The 15,192-nt window shown below is 71.6% G+C and carries 11 protein-coding genes; 6 read left to right on the top strand and 5 right to left on the bottom strand.

Annotated elements, in window-relative coordinates; genetic code table 11:
• Positions 1–26 precede the first annotated feature (26 nt).
• From SYYSPA8_RS24050 to SYYSPA8_RS24035, 4 genes are all read left to right on the top strand, one after another.
• The gene (locus SYYSPA8_RS24050; protein WP_323449368.1) at positions 27–758 is read left to right on the top strand and encodes a nucleoside phosphorylase; all 732 of its coding nucleotides are present in this window, start codon (positions 27–29) and stop codon (positions 756–758) included.
• A gap of 96 nt (positions 759–854) precedes the next feature.
• A complete protein-coding gene (locus SYYSPA8_RS24045) occupies positions 855–1,733 on the top strand; it encodes a glycosyltransferase family 2 protein (protein ID WP_323449367.1) in 879 nt (292 codons plus the stop codon).
• Between the two features lie 111 nt (positions 1,734–1,844).
• The gene (locus SYYSPA8_RS24040) at positions 1,845–2,636 is read left to right on the top strand and encodes an SDR family oxidoreductase (protein WP_323449366.1); all 792 of its coding nucleotides are present in this window, start codon (positions 1,845–1,847) and stop codon (positions 2,634–2,636) included.
• Between the two features lie 317 nt (positions 2,637–2,953).
• Complete coding sequence (locus SYYSPA8_RS24035; RefSeq protein ID WP_323449365.1) at positions 2,954–4,543, top strand: sodium:solute symporter family protein; 1,590 nt, start codon at positions 2,954–2,956, stop codon at positions 4,541–4,543.
• 3 nt (positions 4,544–4,546) lie between these two features.
• On the opposite strand, the gene SYYSPA8_RS24030 is transcribed toward SYYSPA8_RS24035, so the two are convergent.
• Together SYYSPA8_RS24030 and SYYSPA8_RS24025 are read right to left on the bottom strand one after the other, a co-directional pair.
• Positions 4,547–7,126: an NACHT domain-containing protein gene (locus tag SYYSPA8_RS24030; protein WP_323449364.1), complete on the bottom strand. Its 2,580-nt coding sequence runs from the start codon at positions 7,124–7,126 to the stop codon at positions 4,547–4,549.
• A gap of 58 nt (positions 7,127–7,184) precedes the next feature.
• Complete coding sequence (locus SYYSPA8_RS24025; protein WP_323449363.1) at positions 7,185–8,414, bottom strand: hypothetical protein; 1,230 nt, start codon at positions 8,412–8,414, stop codon at positions 7,185–7,187.
• 202 nt (positions 8,415–8,616) lie between these two features.
• On the opposite strand from SYYSPA8_RS24025, the gene SYYSPA8_RS24020 reads away from it, so the two are divergent.
• Positions 8,617–9,210 carry a hypothetical protein gene (locus tag SYYSPA8_RS24020; RefSeq protein ID WP_323449362.1) on the top strand — a complete coding sequence of 198 codons (594 nt, stop codon included), beginning with the start codon at positions 8,617–8,619 and terminating at the stop codon, positions 9,208–9,210.
• Between the two features lie 301 nt (positions 9,211–9,511).
• Here the strand turns inward: SYYSPA8_RS24020 and SYYSPA8_RS24015 are convergent, their stop codons facing one another.
• The 3 genes from SYYSPA8_RS24015 to SYYSPA8_RS24005 all read right to left on the bottom strand — a co-directional run bounded on the left by SYYSPA8_RS24015 (position 9,512) and on the right by SYYSPA8_RS24005 (position 14,234).
• On the bottom strand, positions 9,512–10,639 hold the full coding sequence (locus SYYSPA8_RS24015) for an ADP-ribosylglycohydrolase family protein (protein ID WP_323449361.1): 1,128 nt from the start codon (positions 10,637–10,639) through the stop codon (positions 9,512–9,514).
• Between the two features lie 152 nt (positions 10,640–10,791).
• The gene (locus SYYSPA8_RS24010; RefSeq protein WP_323449360.1) at positions 10,792–11,358 is read right to left on the bottom strand and encodes a hypothetical protein; all 567 of its coding nucleotides are present in this window, start codon (positions 11,356–11,358) and stop codon (positions 10,792–10,794) included.
• 296 nt (positions 11,359–11,654) lie between these two features.
• Positions 11,655–14,234: a bifunctional FO biosynthesis protein CofGH gene (locus SYYSPA8_RS24005; protein WP_323449359.1), complete on the bottom strand. Its 2,580-nt coding sequence runs from the start codon at positions 14,232–14,234 to the stop codon at positions 11,655–11,657.
• Between the two features lie 53 nt (positions 14,235–14,287).
• Here SYYSPA8_RS24005 and SYYSPA8_RS24000 point away from each other — a divergent pair, with 53 nt between their 5' ends.
• A complete protein-coding gene (locus tag SYYSPA8_RS24000) occupies positions 14,288–15,154 on the top strand; it encodes an alpha/beta fold hydrolase (protein WP_323449358.1) in 867 nt (288 codons plus the stop codon).
• The last annotated feature ends 38 nt before the right edge of the window (positions 15,155–15,192 follow it).

Raw genomic sequence — 15,192 nt, 5'->3', positions numbered from 1 at the left:
ATCCGGGCAAACAAACTCTGCCCGCTGTGCCCGACCCGGCCGAACACGCCGCCTACATCCGCGAGCGGGAGCCGGCAGCAACGCTGGAAGATCTTGACGGGGTGATCATGGTCTACCAGCGACACATGGTCGAACACGCCGTCTCCCACCAGGTCGCCCGCCGACTGGACTGGGTCCGCGCGGACCTGCACGTCCTTGAGCACCAAGGCAGCAAGGTGGGCATCTGCGGAGGTTTCGGCCCAGGGGCCCCGGCCGCCGCCCTGGTGCTGGAACAGCTCATCGCCCTGGGCACACGTCGCGTCATCACCGTCGGCACCGCCGCCTCCCTCCGCACGGATCTGTACCCCGGCGATCTCGTCGTGTGCGACAGCGCCCTGCGGGATGAGGGAGTCTCCCACCACTACCTGCCGCCCCAAGCACGCATCAGGCCCTCGCCGGATCTCACCGACCGTCTCGTCGAAAGCCTCCGCGCCCTGGACGTGCCGGTGCGGCGGGGCCCCGGGTGGACCACCGATGCCCCTTATCGGGAGACCGCCGCCGAGATCGCCGGATACGGCAGTCTCGGTGTACTGACCGCCGACATGGAAGCGGCCGGGGTCTTCGCGGTCGCGGAGTACCGAGGCATTGAAGCAGCGGCCGTCTTCGCCGTCGCTGATGCACTTATCGGCCGCCGACCCCGTCTGGACCATCCCGGAACCCGAAACGCCCTGCACACGGCATTGGAAGCCGCTCTGGGTGCCTTCTGCACCGCCTCGTAGCACCCCGCAGCAGGGCTAAGGTGGGGGCCCTCCGCACGGTGACGCGGCGATGACAGGCCCGCGCGCCCTCGCCCGATCAGCAAAGGACCCACCTTCGTGAGCACTGGCGCACCCCGGCCCACCGTCGGCGCCGTGGTCCTGACGATGAACGACCGGCCCGAGGAGTTCCCCCGGGCCATGGCGTCGCTCCTCGCCCAGGAAGGCATCGACCTGGACGTCGTCGTCGTCGGCAACGGCTGCACACCCGAGCAGGTACCGCCCGGCGTACGGACCGTCGCCCTGGCCGAGAACGCCGGCATCCCCGAGGGGCGCAACATCGGGGCCGCGAACGTCACCGGCGAGTACCTGTTCTTCTTCGACAACGACGCGATTCTGCCGACCACCGACGTACTGGCCCGGCTCACCGCCGAACTCCGCCGCGACCCCGGCCTGGCGTACGCGCAGCCCCGCATCACCGACCCCGACACCGGCGTCACCTTGCGCCGCTGGGTGCCCCGTCTCCGCACCTCTGACCCCGACCGGCCCGGCATCGTCACCGTGATGGCAGAGGGCGTCGTCATGATCCGCCGTTCGGCCTATGACGCAGCCGGGGGGTGGCCCGGCCACTTCTTCCTCTTCCACGAGGGCATCGACCTGGCCTGGCGGCTCTGGAACCACGGAGGCACCGGCCGCTACCTGCCCGAAATCATCGTCCACCATCCGGCGACCGACCCGGCGAGGCACGCCACCTTCTACCGCCTGAGCGCCCGCAACCGGGTCTGGCTCGCCCGCCGCAACCTCCCCTTCCCGCTGGTGCCCCTCAACCTCGCCACGTGGCTCGTCCTCACTCTGTGGAGAATCCGCGACCGATCCGCACTCAAGGTCTCCCTCGCCGGCTTCAGGGAGGGGCTGCGCGGCGGGTACGGCGAGCGATCGCCGATGAGCTGGCGCACGGTCGCCCGGCTGACCCGAGCGGGCCGACCGCCCATCTTCTGAACAGGGTGGGCAAGTCCACTCCGGAGGCCCGGACGGCGCGCGGCCCGTTCTCTTCCCGTCCGGCAGCCACCCCCATACCCTGACGGCCCGTCAGAGAGTGGAGGGACCCCGATGACACCCCTACGGAATCGCACCGTCGTCGTATCCGGCGCCGGCCCCGGCCTGGGCCAGCAGATCGCCGCCGCCGTGGTACGGGACGGCGGCAACGCGGTCCTGGGTGCCCGCGACGCCGCACGGCTCGAACGGACCGCCGCCGCCGTCGACCCCGGCGGGACGCGGACCGCCCACCTCTCCGTCGACGTCACGGACACCACCCGCTGCGACGCCCTCGTCGCCCTCGCGGTCGAGCGATTCGGGCGACTCGACGCGGTCGTGCATGTGGCCGCGCAGGACCGGGTGTTCGGTGGGCTGGCCGATGCGGAGCCGGAGTTCGCGGAGTGGCGGCAGGTACTCGATGTGAATCTGCTGGGCACCTTGCGGATGACCCGGGCCTGTCTGCCGGAGCTGCGGCGGCGCGGTGGGGCGGTCGTGATCATCGGGACGCAGTCGTCGATGGTGGCGCCCTCGCAGGTACGGCAGACCGCGTACGCCGCCTCCAAAGGCGCGCTGACCTCGGCGATGTACGCGCTGGCCGAGGAGCTGGGCCGGGATCGGATCCGGGTGAACACCGTGCAGCCTGGATGGATGTGGGGGCCGCCGGTCCAGGCGTACGTCAGGATCGCGGCGGAGCGGGAAGGCGTGCCGGAGAGCGAGGTGCTGGCCCGGCTGAGCGGACGGATGGCGCTGCCGGAGCTGGCCACGGACGCGGACGTGGCGGAGGCCGTGGTCTTTCTCGCGTCCGACCGGGCACGGGCGATCACCGGGCAGTCGCTGCTGGTCAACGCGGGCGAAGTCATGCGCTGAGCGACCGCCGGACCGCTGCTCCGACCTCTTTCGCCCGCTGGCCGTCCACTGGTCGTCCGCTGGTACCGCCTGACGAAGTGCCCGCTCATCCTGCGGGCCCCGGCCGGGACCGGACAACGACCCCGCAGGTCAAGAAGAGGCAAAAAGGTTCCCTTTTCTGACTGACGTTCATGTACCTGAACATTTTTCTCTTGATCGACCCCTCCAGGAGGAGTTCAATCCCCGCAGGTCCCCATCCCGCACGGGGGCTCCGCTGAGCTGACGTCTGACGGAGTGCACTGCCGGTCGTTCACAAGGCGGACCCCAGGAGGGGGCAGATGAACAGTCTCGACTGGACCGTGCTCATCGGCTACTTCGGTGTGATGGTCGCGATCGGGCTCTGGTCGCACAAACAGGTCGACAACGTCAGCGACTTCTTCACCGCCGGCGGCAAAATGCCCTGGTGGCTGTCGGGCATCTCCCACCACATGTCCGGCTACAGCGCCGTGATGTTCACCGGGTACGCGGGCATCGCCTACACCTACGGCGTCACCTCCTTCGTCACCTGGTCCCTCCCCATCGCCATCGGCATCTTCATCGGCGCCAAACTGTTCGCACCCCGGCTCAACCGGCTCCGCTCCCGGCTCCACGTGGCCTCCCCGCTGGAGTATCTGAAGAACCGGTACAACCTCCCCACCCAACAGGCCCTGGCCTGGTCCGGCGTCCTGCTGAAGATCGTGGACGTCGGCGCCAAGTGGGCCGCCATCGCCACCCTGCTCTCCGTCTTCACCGGCATCTCCCTCAACGAGGGCATCCTCATCACCGGCGTCATCACCGGCGTCTACTGCACCATCGGCGGACTCTGGGCCGACGCCCTCACCGAACTCGGCCAGTTCGTCATCCAGCTCTTCGCCGGACTCGCCATGCTCTTCGCCGTCATGAACGAACTCGACGGCTTCAGCACCCTGTGGACCGTCTGGGACGAACCCCAGCTCCAGGGCCACGCCGAACCCACCGCCGGCCCGTACACCGTCACCTTCCTGCTCGCGTTCCTCTTCATCAAGACCTTCGAGTACAACGGCGGCATGTGGAACCAGGCCCAGCGGTACATGGCCACCGCCAACGCCCGCGAAGCCACCCGCTCCGCCCGGCTCTCGGCCATCCTCTGGTTCGTGTGGCCGCTCGTCCTCTTCTTCCCGATGTGGTGCGCCCCGCTGCTCGTGGACGCCCAGAAGCCCGACGCCTCCGACAGCTACGCCCTCATGACCGAACAGCTGCTGCCCCACGGGCTGCTCGGCCTCGTCATCGTCGGCTTCTTCTCCCACACCATGGCCATGTGCTCGTCCGACGCCAACGCGATCGCCGCCGTCTTCACCCGGGACATCGCCCCCGTCCTCACGAAGCAGGCCCGCACCTGGTCCGAACGAGCCGGCCTGATCGCCGCCCGCTGGTCGACCGTCGCCTTCCTCGCCCTCTCCATGGCGGTGGCCACCCAGGTCAACTCCCCCACCTTCAAGGACATCATCACCGTCGTGATCAAGTGGGTCGCCGGGCTGATGGGACCGATCGCCATCCCGTTCATGCTGGGCCTGCTGCGCACCTTCCGCCGCTCCGGGCCGACGGCCGCGCTCACCAGCTGGGCGGCCGGGCTGATCGCCTTCTTCCTGATCAACTACGAACTGGACGGCAGCCAGCGAACCACGGTCGCCCTCCAGTACCAGGTCTCCGTACCGCTCGCGATCTCCCTGGTGCTGTACATCCTCATCGGCTTCATCAAGCCGGAGGACACCCCGGAGCGGGACGCCCTGCTCGATCGGATCAACGGCGACGGGGACGGGAGCGGAGGCGCCGGATCGGGTACGGGAGCCACCGCCACGGTGCCGAAGCAGCGGAGGCGGAAGCGGGTGGAGCGGAGGAAGGAACGCTGAGGCTCACTCCTGGTCGGGGTCCGCGAGAAGGGTGATGTGCGGCGGCAGTTCGGCTGCCGCCGCCGACCGCTCCTCGGCATCCTCCAGGACCACGGTGCGCAGCCGGGGAAAGGCCGGGAGCCAGTCCCGGGAATTCCGGTACGTCCAACGTGCCAGCCAGAGGTGGGTGATCCGGTCGGTGTCGAGGTACTCGGTCATGTCCGAGGGACGCAGACGCCCGCGCAGCTGGATCCGCTCCCGGCCGCCCATGGCCCGCAACGCCTCCACATGCTCGGGGTCCCAGCAGGGGAAGTAGAGGTCCGTCGGGTCGACCCGGGCGACCACCTCCTCCGCGTACCGCCGGCAGTCGAAGCGTTTCCAGGACCAGACCAGTTGCCGGCGGACCTTGAGCGCGGGATGGCCACGGAAGCGGGCGATGACGGAGAGGCCGACTTCCGTTCCGTCGTCGGCGGCGGCGATCACCGTGGCCCAGGCCGCGTCGTCTGTCAACCCTTCCGGTCCGGGGAGCAGTCCCAGCACCAGTGGGCCGCCCAGCGCCATGAAGATCCGGGCAGTCTCCGCATCGCGCGGCGGGAGCAGCCTGCCGGTCAGGCCGAGGATGTGATCACGAGTGGCCGGAGCGACCTCGGTGGCGTGTTCCAGACAGGCGAGGGCCAGCAGCGCCCGTCGGAATTCCAGTGCCCAGGCCAGGGTGGGTCGGGAGATGTCGGAGAGAGCATCCCTCTTGATATCCGCCACCAGCCCCCGCAGGATCCGCTCCCGCTCCGCCGGCCGCCCCAGCGCCACCGCCATCCGGACCACGTCCTCCCACTGGTCCCGGTCGGCGTTCGCCAGCAGCAGTGGGAAATCCCCCTCCTCCACCAGGGCCTTCGCGCCCAGGTAGTCCTGGAAGGTCCGGTGGACGAAGTCGAGCCGGTCGTGGGCGGGCTCCCGCAGCAGGCCGGAGCGTTCCAGGAGGTGGGCGAGGACCCGTTCGGCGGGGGCCTGGACGTGCGGCATGTACTCCAGCGCACGCGACAGCTGAGCCACCGCGTCCGCGCGTTCCATCTCGGCCGTGTCGTTGCGGATCATCCAGTGGGCCAGCTTCTGGAGCAGCAGGATCTGCGTCTCCGAGGAGAGCCGCAGCTCGTCCTGGACACCGCGTTCCAAATCCCGGCGTTCCAGGAGCATGCGCAGGCCCGCCTCGTACAGCTCCTTGCGGCTGTGGGGCAGGAAGCCGTTGCGTTCGCGGTGGAGGGCGCAGAGCATGCCGCACATCAGCGGGTTGACCGCGAGGTGGCCGAGGGCGGTGGTCGTGCGGACGGCGGTGAGGAGGGCGTCCGCCAGGTCCGGTGGGGCTGCGGCGGCCGTGTGCCAGCGGCGGACGAAGTCGGTGACGTCGTCGTGGGACATGGTGGAGAGGGTCAGCTCGGTGAAGCCCTCGGCGGCGAGCCAGTCCTCGGCGACGGCGGAGGGGCGGGCCGTGACCAGCCACAGGTTGCCGGGGAAGTCGGTCATCAGCTCGCGCAGCCAGCGGCGGGTGGTCTCGCGGTCGCGCTGCGGGATCTCGTCCATGCCGTCGACCAGGACGAGCGCCCGGCCCGCGCTCAGCACCCGGTCCGTCCAGCCGGGTGGCTCGGCTCCGGCGACACTGCTGCGGACGGCACGCAAGAACTCGTCCGGGGTGGGCGGGGCGCCGTCGCGGACGACCCGGCGCAGGGGCAGGACGAACGGGATCCGGCCGACGAGATGGTGGAGGTGGTCGCCGAACTCCTCGTACTTCTGGCGGGCCGTCGTCACCGCCAGCCACTGCACCAGCGTGGTCTTCCCGGAGCCCGCGCCGCCGCGCAACAGGACGCGGTCACGGCCGGAGAGTGCGCGATCGGCCGGGAGCGGCATGGAGGTGGCATCGGTGGCGGCCAGGGAGACATAGGCCGCGTCCAGGTGCCATTCGCGGGCCTGGTCGAGATCGAGGCCGTAGATGGTGATGTCGCAGTGCTTGGCGGCGATGTGCCGGACGTACCGCTCCTCGAAACGGGCGTCCTCCGCCAGGCGGGACGGGACGCGTTCGAGGAGGAGGTCCGTGAGGGCGACGAGCCGTTCCAGGGTGCGGGTCTGCTCGGTCAGGGCACGGGGCACGAAGGACGACCGCCGGCTGAAGAAGTTGAGGACGTGCAGGCTCGCGGCGTGGAGCAGGGGGTCGTAGTACGGCTCCGCCGCAGCGGAGAGGTGGCGGGGCCGGGCCAGGCGGGCGGCGAAGTCCTCGGGGCCGAGGCGGACGGCCTGGACGTCGTCCATGTCGAGGTCGCCGAGGCTGTGCAGGGCGAGGGCGAGCGCGTCGGCGAGTTCGCGGCGGGTCTCGGCGGAGGGCGCTTCGTGGGGGCCGTACGCGGCGGCCGCGCGGTCGACCAGTTCCGTCGCCAGTCTGTGCAGGTCCTTCTCGCCGAGGGTCTGCTGCTCGCCCTTGAAGGACACCAGGCCTGATATGCGTATGGGGCGGTCCACGAGTCGGGCGCCCTCGGGTTGGGGCGCGAAGAGCCGCCGTATCAGCGGGGCGACGGCGGCCGACGCGAGACGGGCGGCGACGGCGGTGGTGGGCTCCATGGCCGAGATCGTAAGGCTTCGGGCGGTGCGGGGCCGGGGTCCGGACCGCCCGGCCGGGTCATCCCGCTTGGTCGGCCCACAGCGGAGTGCCGTCGTTCTGCACGTGCAGCGTCGGAGAGTGCTCCCGGTACCCCCACGGCACTGTGTCATCGGGCACCACCCAGCCCCTGGCCTGGAAGGCCCGGGCCGGTGCCGGCGAGGCGGTGCATGCCTTCACCGAGCTGGTCCTCGTCGCTTTGGCGGGAACCGTGATCCGCACCGATGTCCCCCATGGTTCGGGACACGTCTGTTCCACGGCTGCCTGGACGAAGGCGAGCTTCGCTCTCACCGTGACCGGCTCGCCCGAGGTGTTCGTGAGCTGCACCAGGAAGGACATCGTCCCCTCCTCGGCGACGAGCGTGCAGGGCGACCAGGACACCGCGCCCGCGCTCCGGGCCTTTCCGCACCGGTGGTTTCCCTCGATGCCGCCGGACTCGCCGGCGGCGGCAGGGCCTGGCTGGGCCGTGTCCGCCCCCCGTGTGCTCGGCCCGGCCGATGCGCTCGGCTTCTTACCGGCCGAGGAGGACTCTCCATCGCCGCCCAGCCATATGAACAGCGCGACCGTCCCGGCCAGTCCCGCGACGGTGGCCGCTGTCGCCCAGGTGGTCCCGGTCGCCCAGCGCCGTCGTCCAGCCGTCTGCTCCATGGCTCCGGCAGACTCGGCCGCGCCAGCAGCTTGAACAGGTGCGGCCGGGTGGGCCGGTTCAGCGAACGGCGTGACCTCGGACGGTCCGGTGTTGTCGGTCGGCTCCACCGGCTCGGTCGGTTCGGCTGACCGCGCCGCCTCGGACCGTTCGGCACTGTCAGCGGGCTCAGCAGGCCCAGCGGGATGCTCGTCGATGCTCGCCAGGACCCGTTTCCTCCAGCGCGGTCCGCCCACGGCGAGAAGGCAGCGCGCCAAGTCGGCGATCTGCCAGCCGATCCTCGGCAGCCGCTGAGCCTCCTCGGGCGCATAAGGCTTCAGCGCCCGTGCGATGGCGGCGCAGTCCTCCTCACTCGGGAGCCGATTGTGCTTGAGATGCGGCTGGAGTTGGTCGCGGCCCTTCAGCCAGTACGCCAGTAGTGGCGCGTCGATCCTCTTGCGGGACTGCCAGGCGGGTGTCTTCCGCTCGTCCTCCAGAGCCTTCACCAGGACCTTGCGCTGCGGCTCTCCCCGCTCGGTGGGCCCTCCCACACACGCCTCCCACGCGTCCAGGGCGTGGGCCAGGCGGTGCGCCAACTCGGCGAACTCCTTGTCCTGGTCATCCACCAACTACTCCTCTCTCAAAGGGTGTTCCGTTGCGGTGCAAACGAGAAGCCGCAGGCTACGGAGGTGCGAGTTGCGCCGCAAATCCTCATTCCACTTGCACTGGTGATCTCCCTTTCGCTCTGCGGCACCTTCGTTCGCAGCGGCACGGGAAGCCCGGCCGCAGCCCCTCGCCGGGGCTGACGACAAACAGGAGAACCACCACATGGTCAAGATCAAGAACGCCTTCGCGGCCGCGACGGTCGCGACGGCACTCGCGGCAGGAGCACTGACCACCGCGTCCACGCCCGCCGAGGCCGCCCCGGGTGGCCGGGTGTGTCTCTTCCTCGCGCCCAACACCGTCGACATCGACGGACCCGGCGGGCTCCGGCCCTTCGGGCACATCGGCTGGGCCTTCCGCAACAGCAGCAGGACCTGGACGTACGGCGCCACCGAGGGCAACACCGGCCGGCCCGAGGACACCTTCATCCGGAGCGGTTCCTGGAACCGGATGATCCACAACTTCAAGACCCGGTACACCGGCAACAAGCGCTACGTGAAGTACCGGTGCCTCAGCACACCCTCCGCCGATGTGACCAAGGCGCAGCGGGCGGCCCGCACGAGCAAGCACAACGGCTACAGCCTGACCCGCAACAACTGCCTGACCAAGAGCGTGGACATCTTCCGTGCCTACAGCCCCTGGCTGAACAACACCCGGCGCCTGCCCAACCCCAAGCCCTTCGTCATCTCCCTGACCCCCAATCACTACTACAACAAGCTGCTGCCCAAGGCCGGGTGGAGCGGCACCGTCAACCTGTGACCCCGCGCCTTCCGGCCCAAGACATCCAACTGCCCAGGACAACGGAACGAGGACTCGCCATGTGGAACAAGTGCCAGCGCTGCAAGGGCGACGGAAAGTGCACCACCTGTGATGGCTCCGGCTACCGAGGTGTGTGGAAGTGCGACAGCTGCCGGGGAAGCGGCGACTGCAAGGCGTGCGACGGGCGCGGCTGATCCGACCGCCCCGGGACGCGCCGCGTTCCCTGAGTGAAGGGCTCCCCGCCGGGTCGACCGGCGGGGAGCCCCCGGGCTCGCCCGTTCCCGTCCTCGCCGGTAGCGGCTCAGGCTCTCGGGTAGCGCGCCAGCCACCCCGGAGCCGCCCCCGTCGCGCTGTGCAGCGCCGGGCCCTGCGTCATCTCCATCGCGAAGTCGTCGGCGAGGGCGAGCAGCGTGGGACGGCCCTCCAGTTCGCAGAGCCAGGCCGGGGGGAGCGCCGTCTCCCCGTGCAGGGCTCCGAGCAGGGCTCCGGTGAGGGCGCCGGTGGTCGCGGACGGGCCGTCGTGGTTGACCGCGAGGCGGAGGCCGTGGCGGACGTCCTCGCTGACCAGGGCCGCGTAGACGGCGACGGCGAGGTCGTCCTCGGCATGCCGGCCGTCGCCGCCGGAGCGGCGCAGGGCCTCGACGCGGTCGGGTCCGGGGACCCCTTCGCGGACGGCGGCGAGGGCGGCGGTCAGGCCGTCGGTGACCGGCTGGTGGCCGGGGTGGGCGGTGACCAGTTCCAGGGCGGTGCGGACGGCCGCCTCCAGCGTCGTGCCCCGGGCGAGGCCGTGGACGACGACGGCGAACGCGCCGGAGGCGAGGGTCGCGGCGGGGTGGCCGTGGGTCTGGGCGGCGCACTCCAGGGCGAGCTGGCAGACCAGCTGGGGTTCCCAGCCGACGAGGAGGCCGAAGGGTGCGGACCGGGCGAGGGCGCCGCCGTCGCGGGCGGTGGGGTTCTTGGGGGTGTGCAGCGTGCCCATGATGTCGTCGCCGAGGCCGAGGAGGCTGGCGCGGGGGGCGTCGCGCCGGGTGTAGAGCCATTCCTCGTGGGCGAGCCAGCCGTTGTCCTCGCGGCGTTCGTCCGGGCCCCAGTCGTACTGGGTGGCGGCCCAGCGCAGGTAGGCGCGGTGGACGTCGGTGGGCGGGTGCCAGGCGCCGGTGTCCCGGCGGACCTGGGCGCGGATCAGGCCGTCGACGGTGAAGAGGATGAGCTGGGTGACGGCGGTGACGGCACCCCGGCGGCCGTGGGCGGGGACGGGGTCGGTGAGCCCGCCGGGGCCGTGCCGCCGGTGGATCTCCGTGAGCGGCAGCGGGTCGACGCCCGCGCCGAGGGCGTCACCGAGGGCCGCGCCGAGCAGGGCGCCGCGGACCCGGGCCCGGAAGTCCTGCTGTTCGGTTCGCCCCCAGACGGCTGTGGCTGCTGCGTTCACCGCGCGCCCCTCCCTGGACGTGGTAGCTGGTGCGGGCCTGTGTCGAGCCTGTGTCGAACCTCTGCCGGCCGGTACCGGCTCGTGCCGGCTCGTACCGGGACAGCACTGTCGTCGGGCAGCGGTGGACCGGTCCGGGGGCGGGCGGTCCCGGCTCAGCGCACGACGACGACCTCGCTGCCCACGACGGTGAAGGCCCAGATCCGGTCGCCGTCGGCGGTACGGGTGCGTATCGCGCCGGTCTTGCCGCCGGGGACGGGCTTCGGGGACGAGCCGTCGACCGCCGCCGAGAAGGCGATGGGCGGGCCCTCGGCGGAGCCGGAGAAGTAGACGATGTTCTCGACGGAGACGCCGTCGTTGCCGGTGATGGAGGCGAGGCGGTTGGTGACCTTGTGGGTGCCGAGGGCCGGTTCGACGTTGCCGGGCCACACGGTGAAGGTGCTGAGCTGCTTGTCGGTGTGGTCCACGAGCCAGACGCGGTCCGCGCTGAGGGAGTAGACGATGCGCTTGCCGGTGCCGGAGTCCTTGGGGACGGCGGGGGGCCCGGCCGGGCGTTTGTCCTTGCCCTTGGCGCTGTCGGCGCTGCTGTTCGGGGCGGGCTTGCGGGCCGCCGCGTTCTCCGGGGCGGACTGGCCGGCCTGGACCGCGAGCAGCAGGACTCCGACGAGCGCTGCCGAGGTGAGCCCGGTCACCAGCGCCGCGGACGAGATCTGACGGGCCATCGCGGGTGTGTCTCCTCAGCGCGCTCTCCCGCCCCCGGGCGGGGGCCGTCACGGCAGGCAGCTTATCGGCTGATGCGTCCGGGGCGGGATGGCCGGGGCGGGCGGGCAGGGATCCCGGCGGCGGTCGGTGCCTCCCGGACCCGTCCGCCGCCCCGCGCACCGGGCCCCGCGCCTCGCCCACCTCCGGACCCGTCCGCCCCGGACCCGTCCATCCCGGACCCGTCCGCCCCGGACCCACAAGCCCCCGGGCCACCGGGACCCCGACCGGCTCACAAGCCCGCAGGGCCCCGCCGCGCCTACTCCACCAGCGGCAGCAGCTCCGGCAGCTGCCCGTCCGACCCTCCCGCCGTCCGTACCCGCTCCTCGGGGACCTCCCCGTACAGCGTCGTCCTCGGCTTCGCCGGCCGCCCCGCCAGATCGGCGATCGCGATCAGATCCTTGATCGAGCGGTACGAGCCGTAGCGCGACCCCGCCATCCGGGAGATGGTCTCCTCCATCAGCGTCCCGCCGACGTCGTTCGCGCCGGACCGGAGCATCTCGGCCGCACCCTCCGCACCCAGCTTGACCCAGCTTGTCTGGATATTGGTGATGTGCGGGTGGAGCAGCAGCCGGGCCATCGCCGTGACCGCGCGGTTGTCCCGGTCCGTCGGGCCCGGGCGGGCGATGCCCGCGAGGTAGACGGGCGCGTTGGTGTGGATGAAGGGCAGGGTGACGAACTCGGTGAACCCGCCCGTCTCCTGCTGGATCCGGGCGAGCGTGCGCAGATGCCCGAGCCAGTGCCGGGGCTGGTCCACATGCCCGTACATCATCGTGGACGAGGAGCGGATGCCCAGCCGGTGCGCCGTGCTGACGACCTCGATCCAGGTCGCGGCGGGCAGCTTGCCCTTGGTGAGGATCCAGCGGACCTCGTCGTCCAGGATCTCGGCGGCCGTGCCGGGGATGGAGTCGAGCCCGGCCTCCTTCGCCGCCGTCAGCCACTCCTCGATGGAAAGACCGGTGCGGGAGGCCCCGTTGACGACTTCCATCGGCGAGAAGGCGTGCACATGGATGCCGGGGACGCGCTCCTTGACCGCGCGGGCGATGTCGAAGTACGCCGTGCCGGGCAGGTCGGGGTGGATGCCGCCCTGCATGCAGACCTCCACCGCGCCCACGTCCCACGCCTGCGCGGCCCGGTCGGCGACCTGGTCCAGGGAGAGGGTGTACGCGTCGGCGTCGGTGCGGCGCTGGGCGAAGGCGCAGAAGCGGCAGCCGGTGTAGCAGACGTTGGTGAAGTTGATGTTCCGCGTGACGATGTAGGTGACGTCGTCGCCGACGACGTCCCGGCGCAGCTCGTCCGCGATGCGGGTGAGCGCGTCCAGGGCGGGCCCCTCGGCGTGCAGCAGGGCCAGGGCCTCGTCGTCGGTGAGGCGGGTCGGGTCGTCGGCGGCGGTGGCCAGGGCCTGGCGGACGTCGGTGTCGATGCGCTGGGGGACCATGCCGGGGGCGGCGGCCTCGCGCAGCGCCTCCCAGTCGCCGTAGACGGCGTCGAAGTCCTCGCGCCGGTCGTGGGTGCGGCCCTCGGTGTCGATGGTGCGGTGCAGGTCGGTGCGGCCGGCGGAGGTGAAGCCCTCGTCGGGCTCCTGCCAGGGCAGCCCGGTGGGCCGGGCGTCCGGGTCGGCGAGGCCGGTGGCCGGGTCGGCGAGGGCGCGGACGTGCGGCAGGAGGCGGGGGTCGAGCCACGGCTCGCCGCGCTGGACGAACTCGGGGTAGACGCAGAGCCGTTCCGCGAGGCGGAAGCCCGCGGCGGCCGAGTGCTCGGCCAGCTCCTCGATCCGCGGCCACGGCCGCTCCGGGTTCACATGGTCAGGGGTGAGCGGGGAGACCCCGCCCCAGTCGTCCACGCCGGCCGCGATGAGCCGCGCGAACTCGGCGTCCACCAGGTTCGGCGGGGCCTGGAGGCAGGCGGACGGGCCCAGGATGTGCCGGGCGACGGCGACGGTGGCGACCAGCTCGTCCAGCTCGGCGTCGGGCATGCCGCGCATGGCCGTGTCGGGCTTGGCGCGGAAGTTCTGAAGGATCAGTTCCTGGATGCCGTGGTAGGCGCGGGAGATCCGGCGGAGCGCGAACAGCGAATCGGCGCGCTCCTCGTAACTCTCGCCGATGCCGATGAGCAGACCGCTCGTGAACGGTACGGAGCTGCGGCCCGCGTCCTCCAGGACCCGCAGGCGGACGGCGGGCTCCTTGTCGGGCGATCCGTGGTGGGGGCCGCCGGGCTCGCTCCACAGCCGGGTGGCGGTGGTCTCCAGCATCATCCCCATCGAGGGGGCGACCGGCTTGAGGCGCTGGAAGTCCGTCCACGTCATGACGCCCGGGTTGAGATGGGGCAGCAGCCCGGTCTCCTCCAGGATCCGGATCGACATGGCCCGCACATACGCGATGGTGTCGTCGTACCCCTCGGCCTCCAGCCACTCCCGGGCCTCGGGCCAGCGGTCCTCGGGCTTGTCGCCGAGGGTGATCAGGGCTTCCTTGCAGCCCATCTCGGCGCCCCGGCGGGCGATGGCCAGCACCTCGTCCGGCGACATGAACATCCCGTGGCCTGCGCGGCGGAGCTTGCCGGGGACGGTGGCGAAGGTGCAGTAGTGGCACTTGTCCCGGCAGAGCCGGGTGAGCGGGATGAAGACGCTCTTCGAGTACGTGATGACCCCGGGGCGGCCCGCCGCTTCGAGACCGGCGTCCCGCACCCGCGCCGCCGAACGACACAGGTCCTCCAGGTCGCTTCCGCGCGCCTGGAGCAGGACCGCCGCTTCGGTGACGTCGAGGGCGACCCCGTCCCTGGCACGACGCAGGGCGCGGCGCAGGGCGTTCGCGGTCGGGGGGGCGGGTGTCTGGTCCGTCATGGAGCTGAGCATACGTATCCGCTGGAAACGCCGGGACGGGGCAGGATCAGCCTGTGGAAAACTCGACCGGCGGGGTGGGGCGCGGGCCCGTGCTCACCGCTGTGACCTTCCGGGGCGGCGACGGCTGCCCCCTGCACGCGTGGACGACCGGCAGCGGGCCGCCGGTCGTGCTGTTGCACGGCGGCGGCCCCGACCATCGCGGTCTGCTGCCGCTGGCGGCACGGTTGTCCGGCCGGCACACGGTGGTCCTGCCCGACGGGCGCGGCTTCGGCCGGTCGGCCTGTCCGCATGAGGAACACCACACCTGGTCGCGGTACGCCGCCGACGTGGTCGCCCTCCTCGATCTGCTGGGGCTCGGGGCGGCGGTGGTCGGCGGCACCGGACTCGGCGGCACGGTCGCGCTGCGGATGGCCGTGGAACACCCCGGGCGGGTCCGGGCCGTGGTCGTCATCAGCGCCGAGGACATCGAGGACGACGCGGCGAAGGAGGCGGAACGGGTCTTCTTCGAACGGTTCGCTGCCCGGGTGCGGGCGGACGGGGTCGCGGCCGGCTGGGATCCGGTGCTGACGGATCTCGCCCCTCTGATCGGCAATCTGGTACGGGAGGCGATGCCCCGCGCCGACGCGGCGAGCCTGGCCGCGTTCTGCGCGATCGGGCGGGACCGCGCCTTCCGGTCGGTCGCCGACCTCGCGGTGATCGGTGCCCCGGTCCTCGTCGTCCCCGGCTCCGACGCCCGGCACCCGGCGGACCTCGCCGCACGGCTGGCGGATGCGCTGCCCCGGGGGCGGCTCTCCCCCGTACCGCTGTCGTCCACGATCCTGACGGCCGAGGACCTGGGGGCGGTGCTGGGGCCGGTGGTGGCCGCGTTCCTGGTGGGAGAAGGGAAGAGGGAGGGGAACGGGAGGAAGAGGGACGGGTGAGGGCGCCGGCCGGTCGGCGGTCTCCCGCGCACTCCCGC

The organism is Streptomyces yaizuensis (assembly GCF_034961445.1).
In the GTDB taxonomy this organism is placed as follows: domain Bacteria; phylum Actinomycetota; class Actinomycetes; order Streptomycetales; family Streptomycetaceae; genus Streptomyces; species Streptomyces yaizuensis.
Note: the sequence above shows the minus strand (reverse complement) of the source record. Positions and strands in the feature narration are given on the sequence as shown.

Excerpts from the sequence above, each read along its gene's own strand:
- SYYSPA8_RS24040 (WP_323449366.1), top strand. The coding sequence starts at position 1,845 with ATGACACCCCTACGGAATCGCACCGTCGTCGTATCCGGCGCCGGCCCC.
- SYYSPA8_RS24035 (WP_323449365.1), top strand. The coding sequence starts at position 2,954 with ATGAACAGTCTCGACTGGACCGTGCTCATCGGCTACTTCGGTGTGATG.
- SYYSPA8_RS24030 (WP_323449364.1), bottom strand. The coding sequence starts at position 7,126 with ATGGAGCCCACCACCGCCGTCGCCGCCCGTCTCGCGTCGGCCGCCGTC.
- SYYSPA8_RS24020 (WP_323449362.1), top strand. The coding sequence starts at position 8,617 with ATGGTCAAGATCAAGAACGCCTTCGCGGCCGCGACGGTCGCGACGGCA.
- SYYSPA8_RS24010 (WP_323449360.1), bottom strand. The coding sequence starts at position 11,358 with ATGGCCCGTCAGATCTCGTCCGCGGCGCTGGTGACCGGGCTCACCTCG.
- SYYSPA8_RS24005 (WP_323449359.1), bottom strand. The coding sequence starts at position 14,234 with ATGACGGACCAGACACCCGCCCCCCCGACCGCGAACGCCCTGCGCCGC.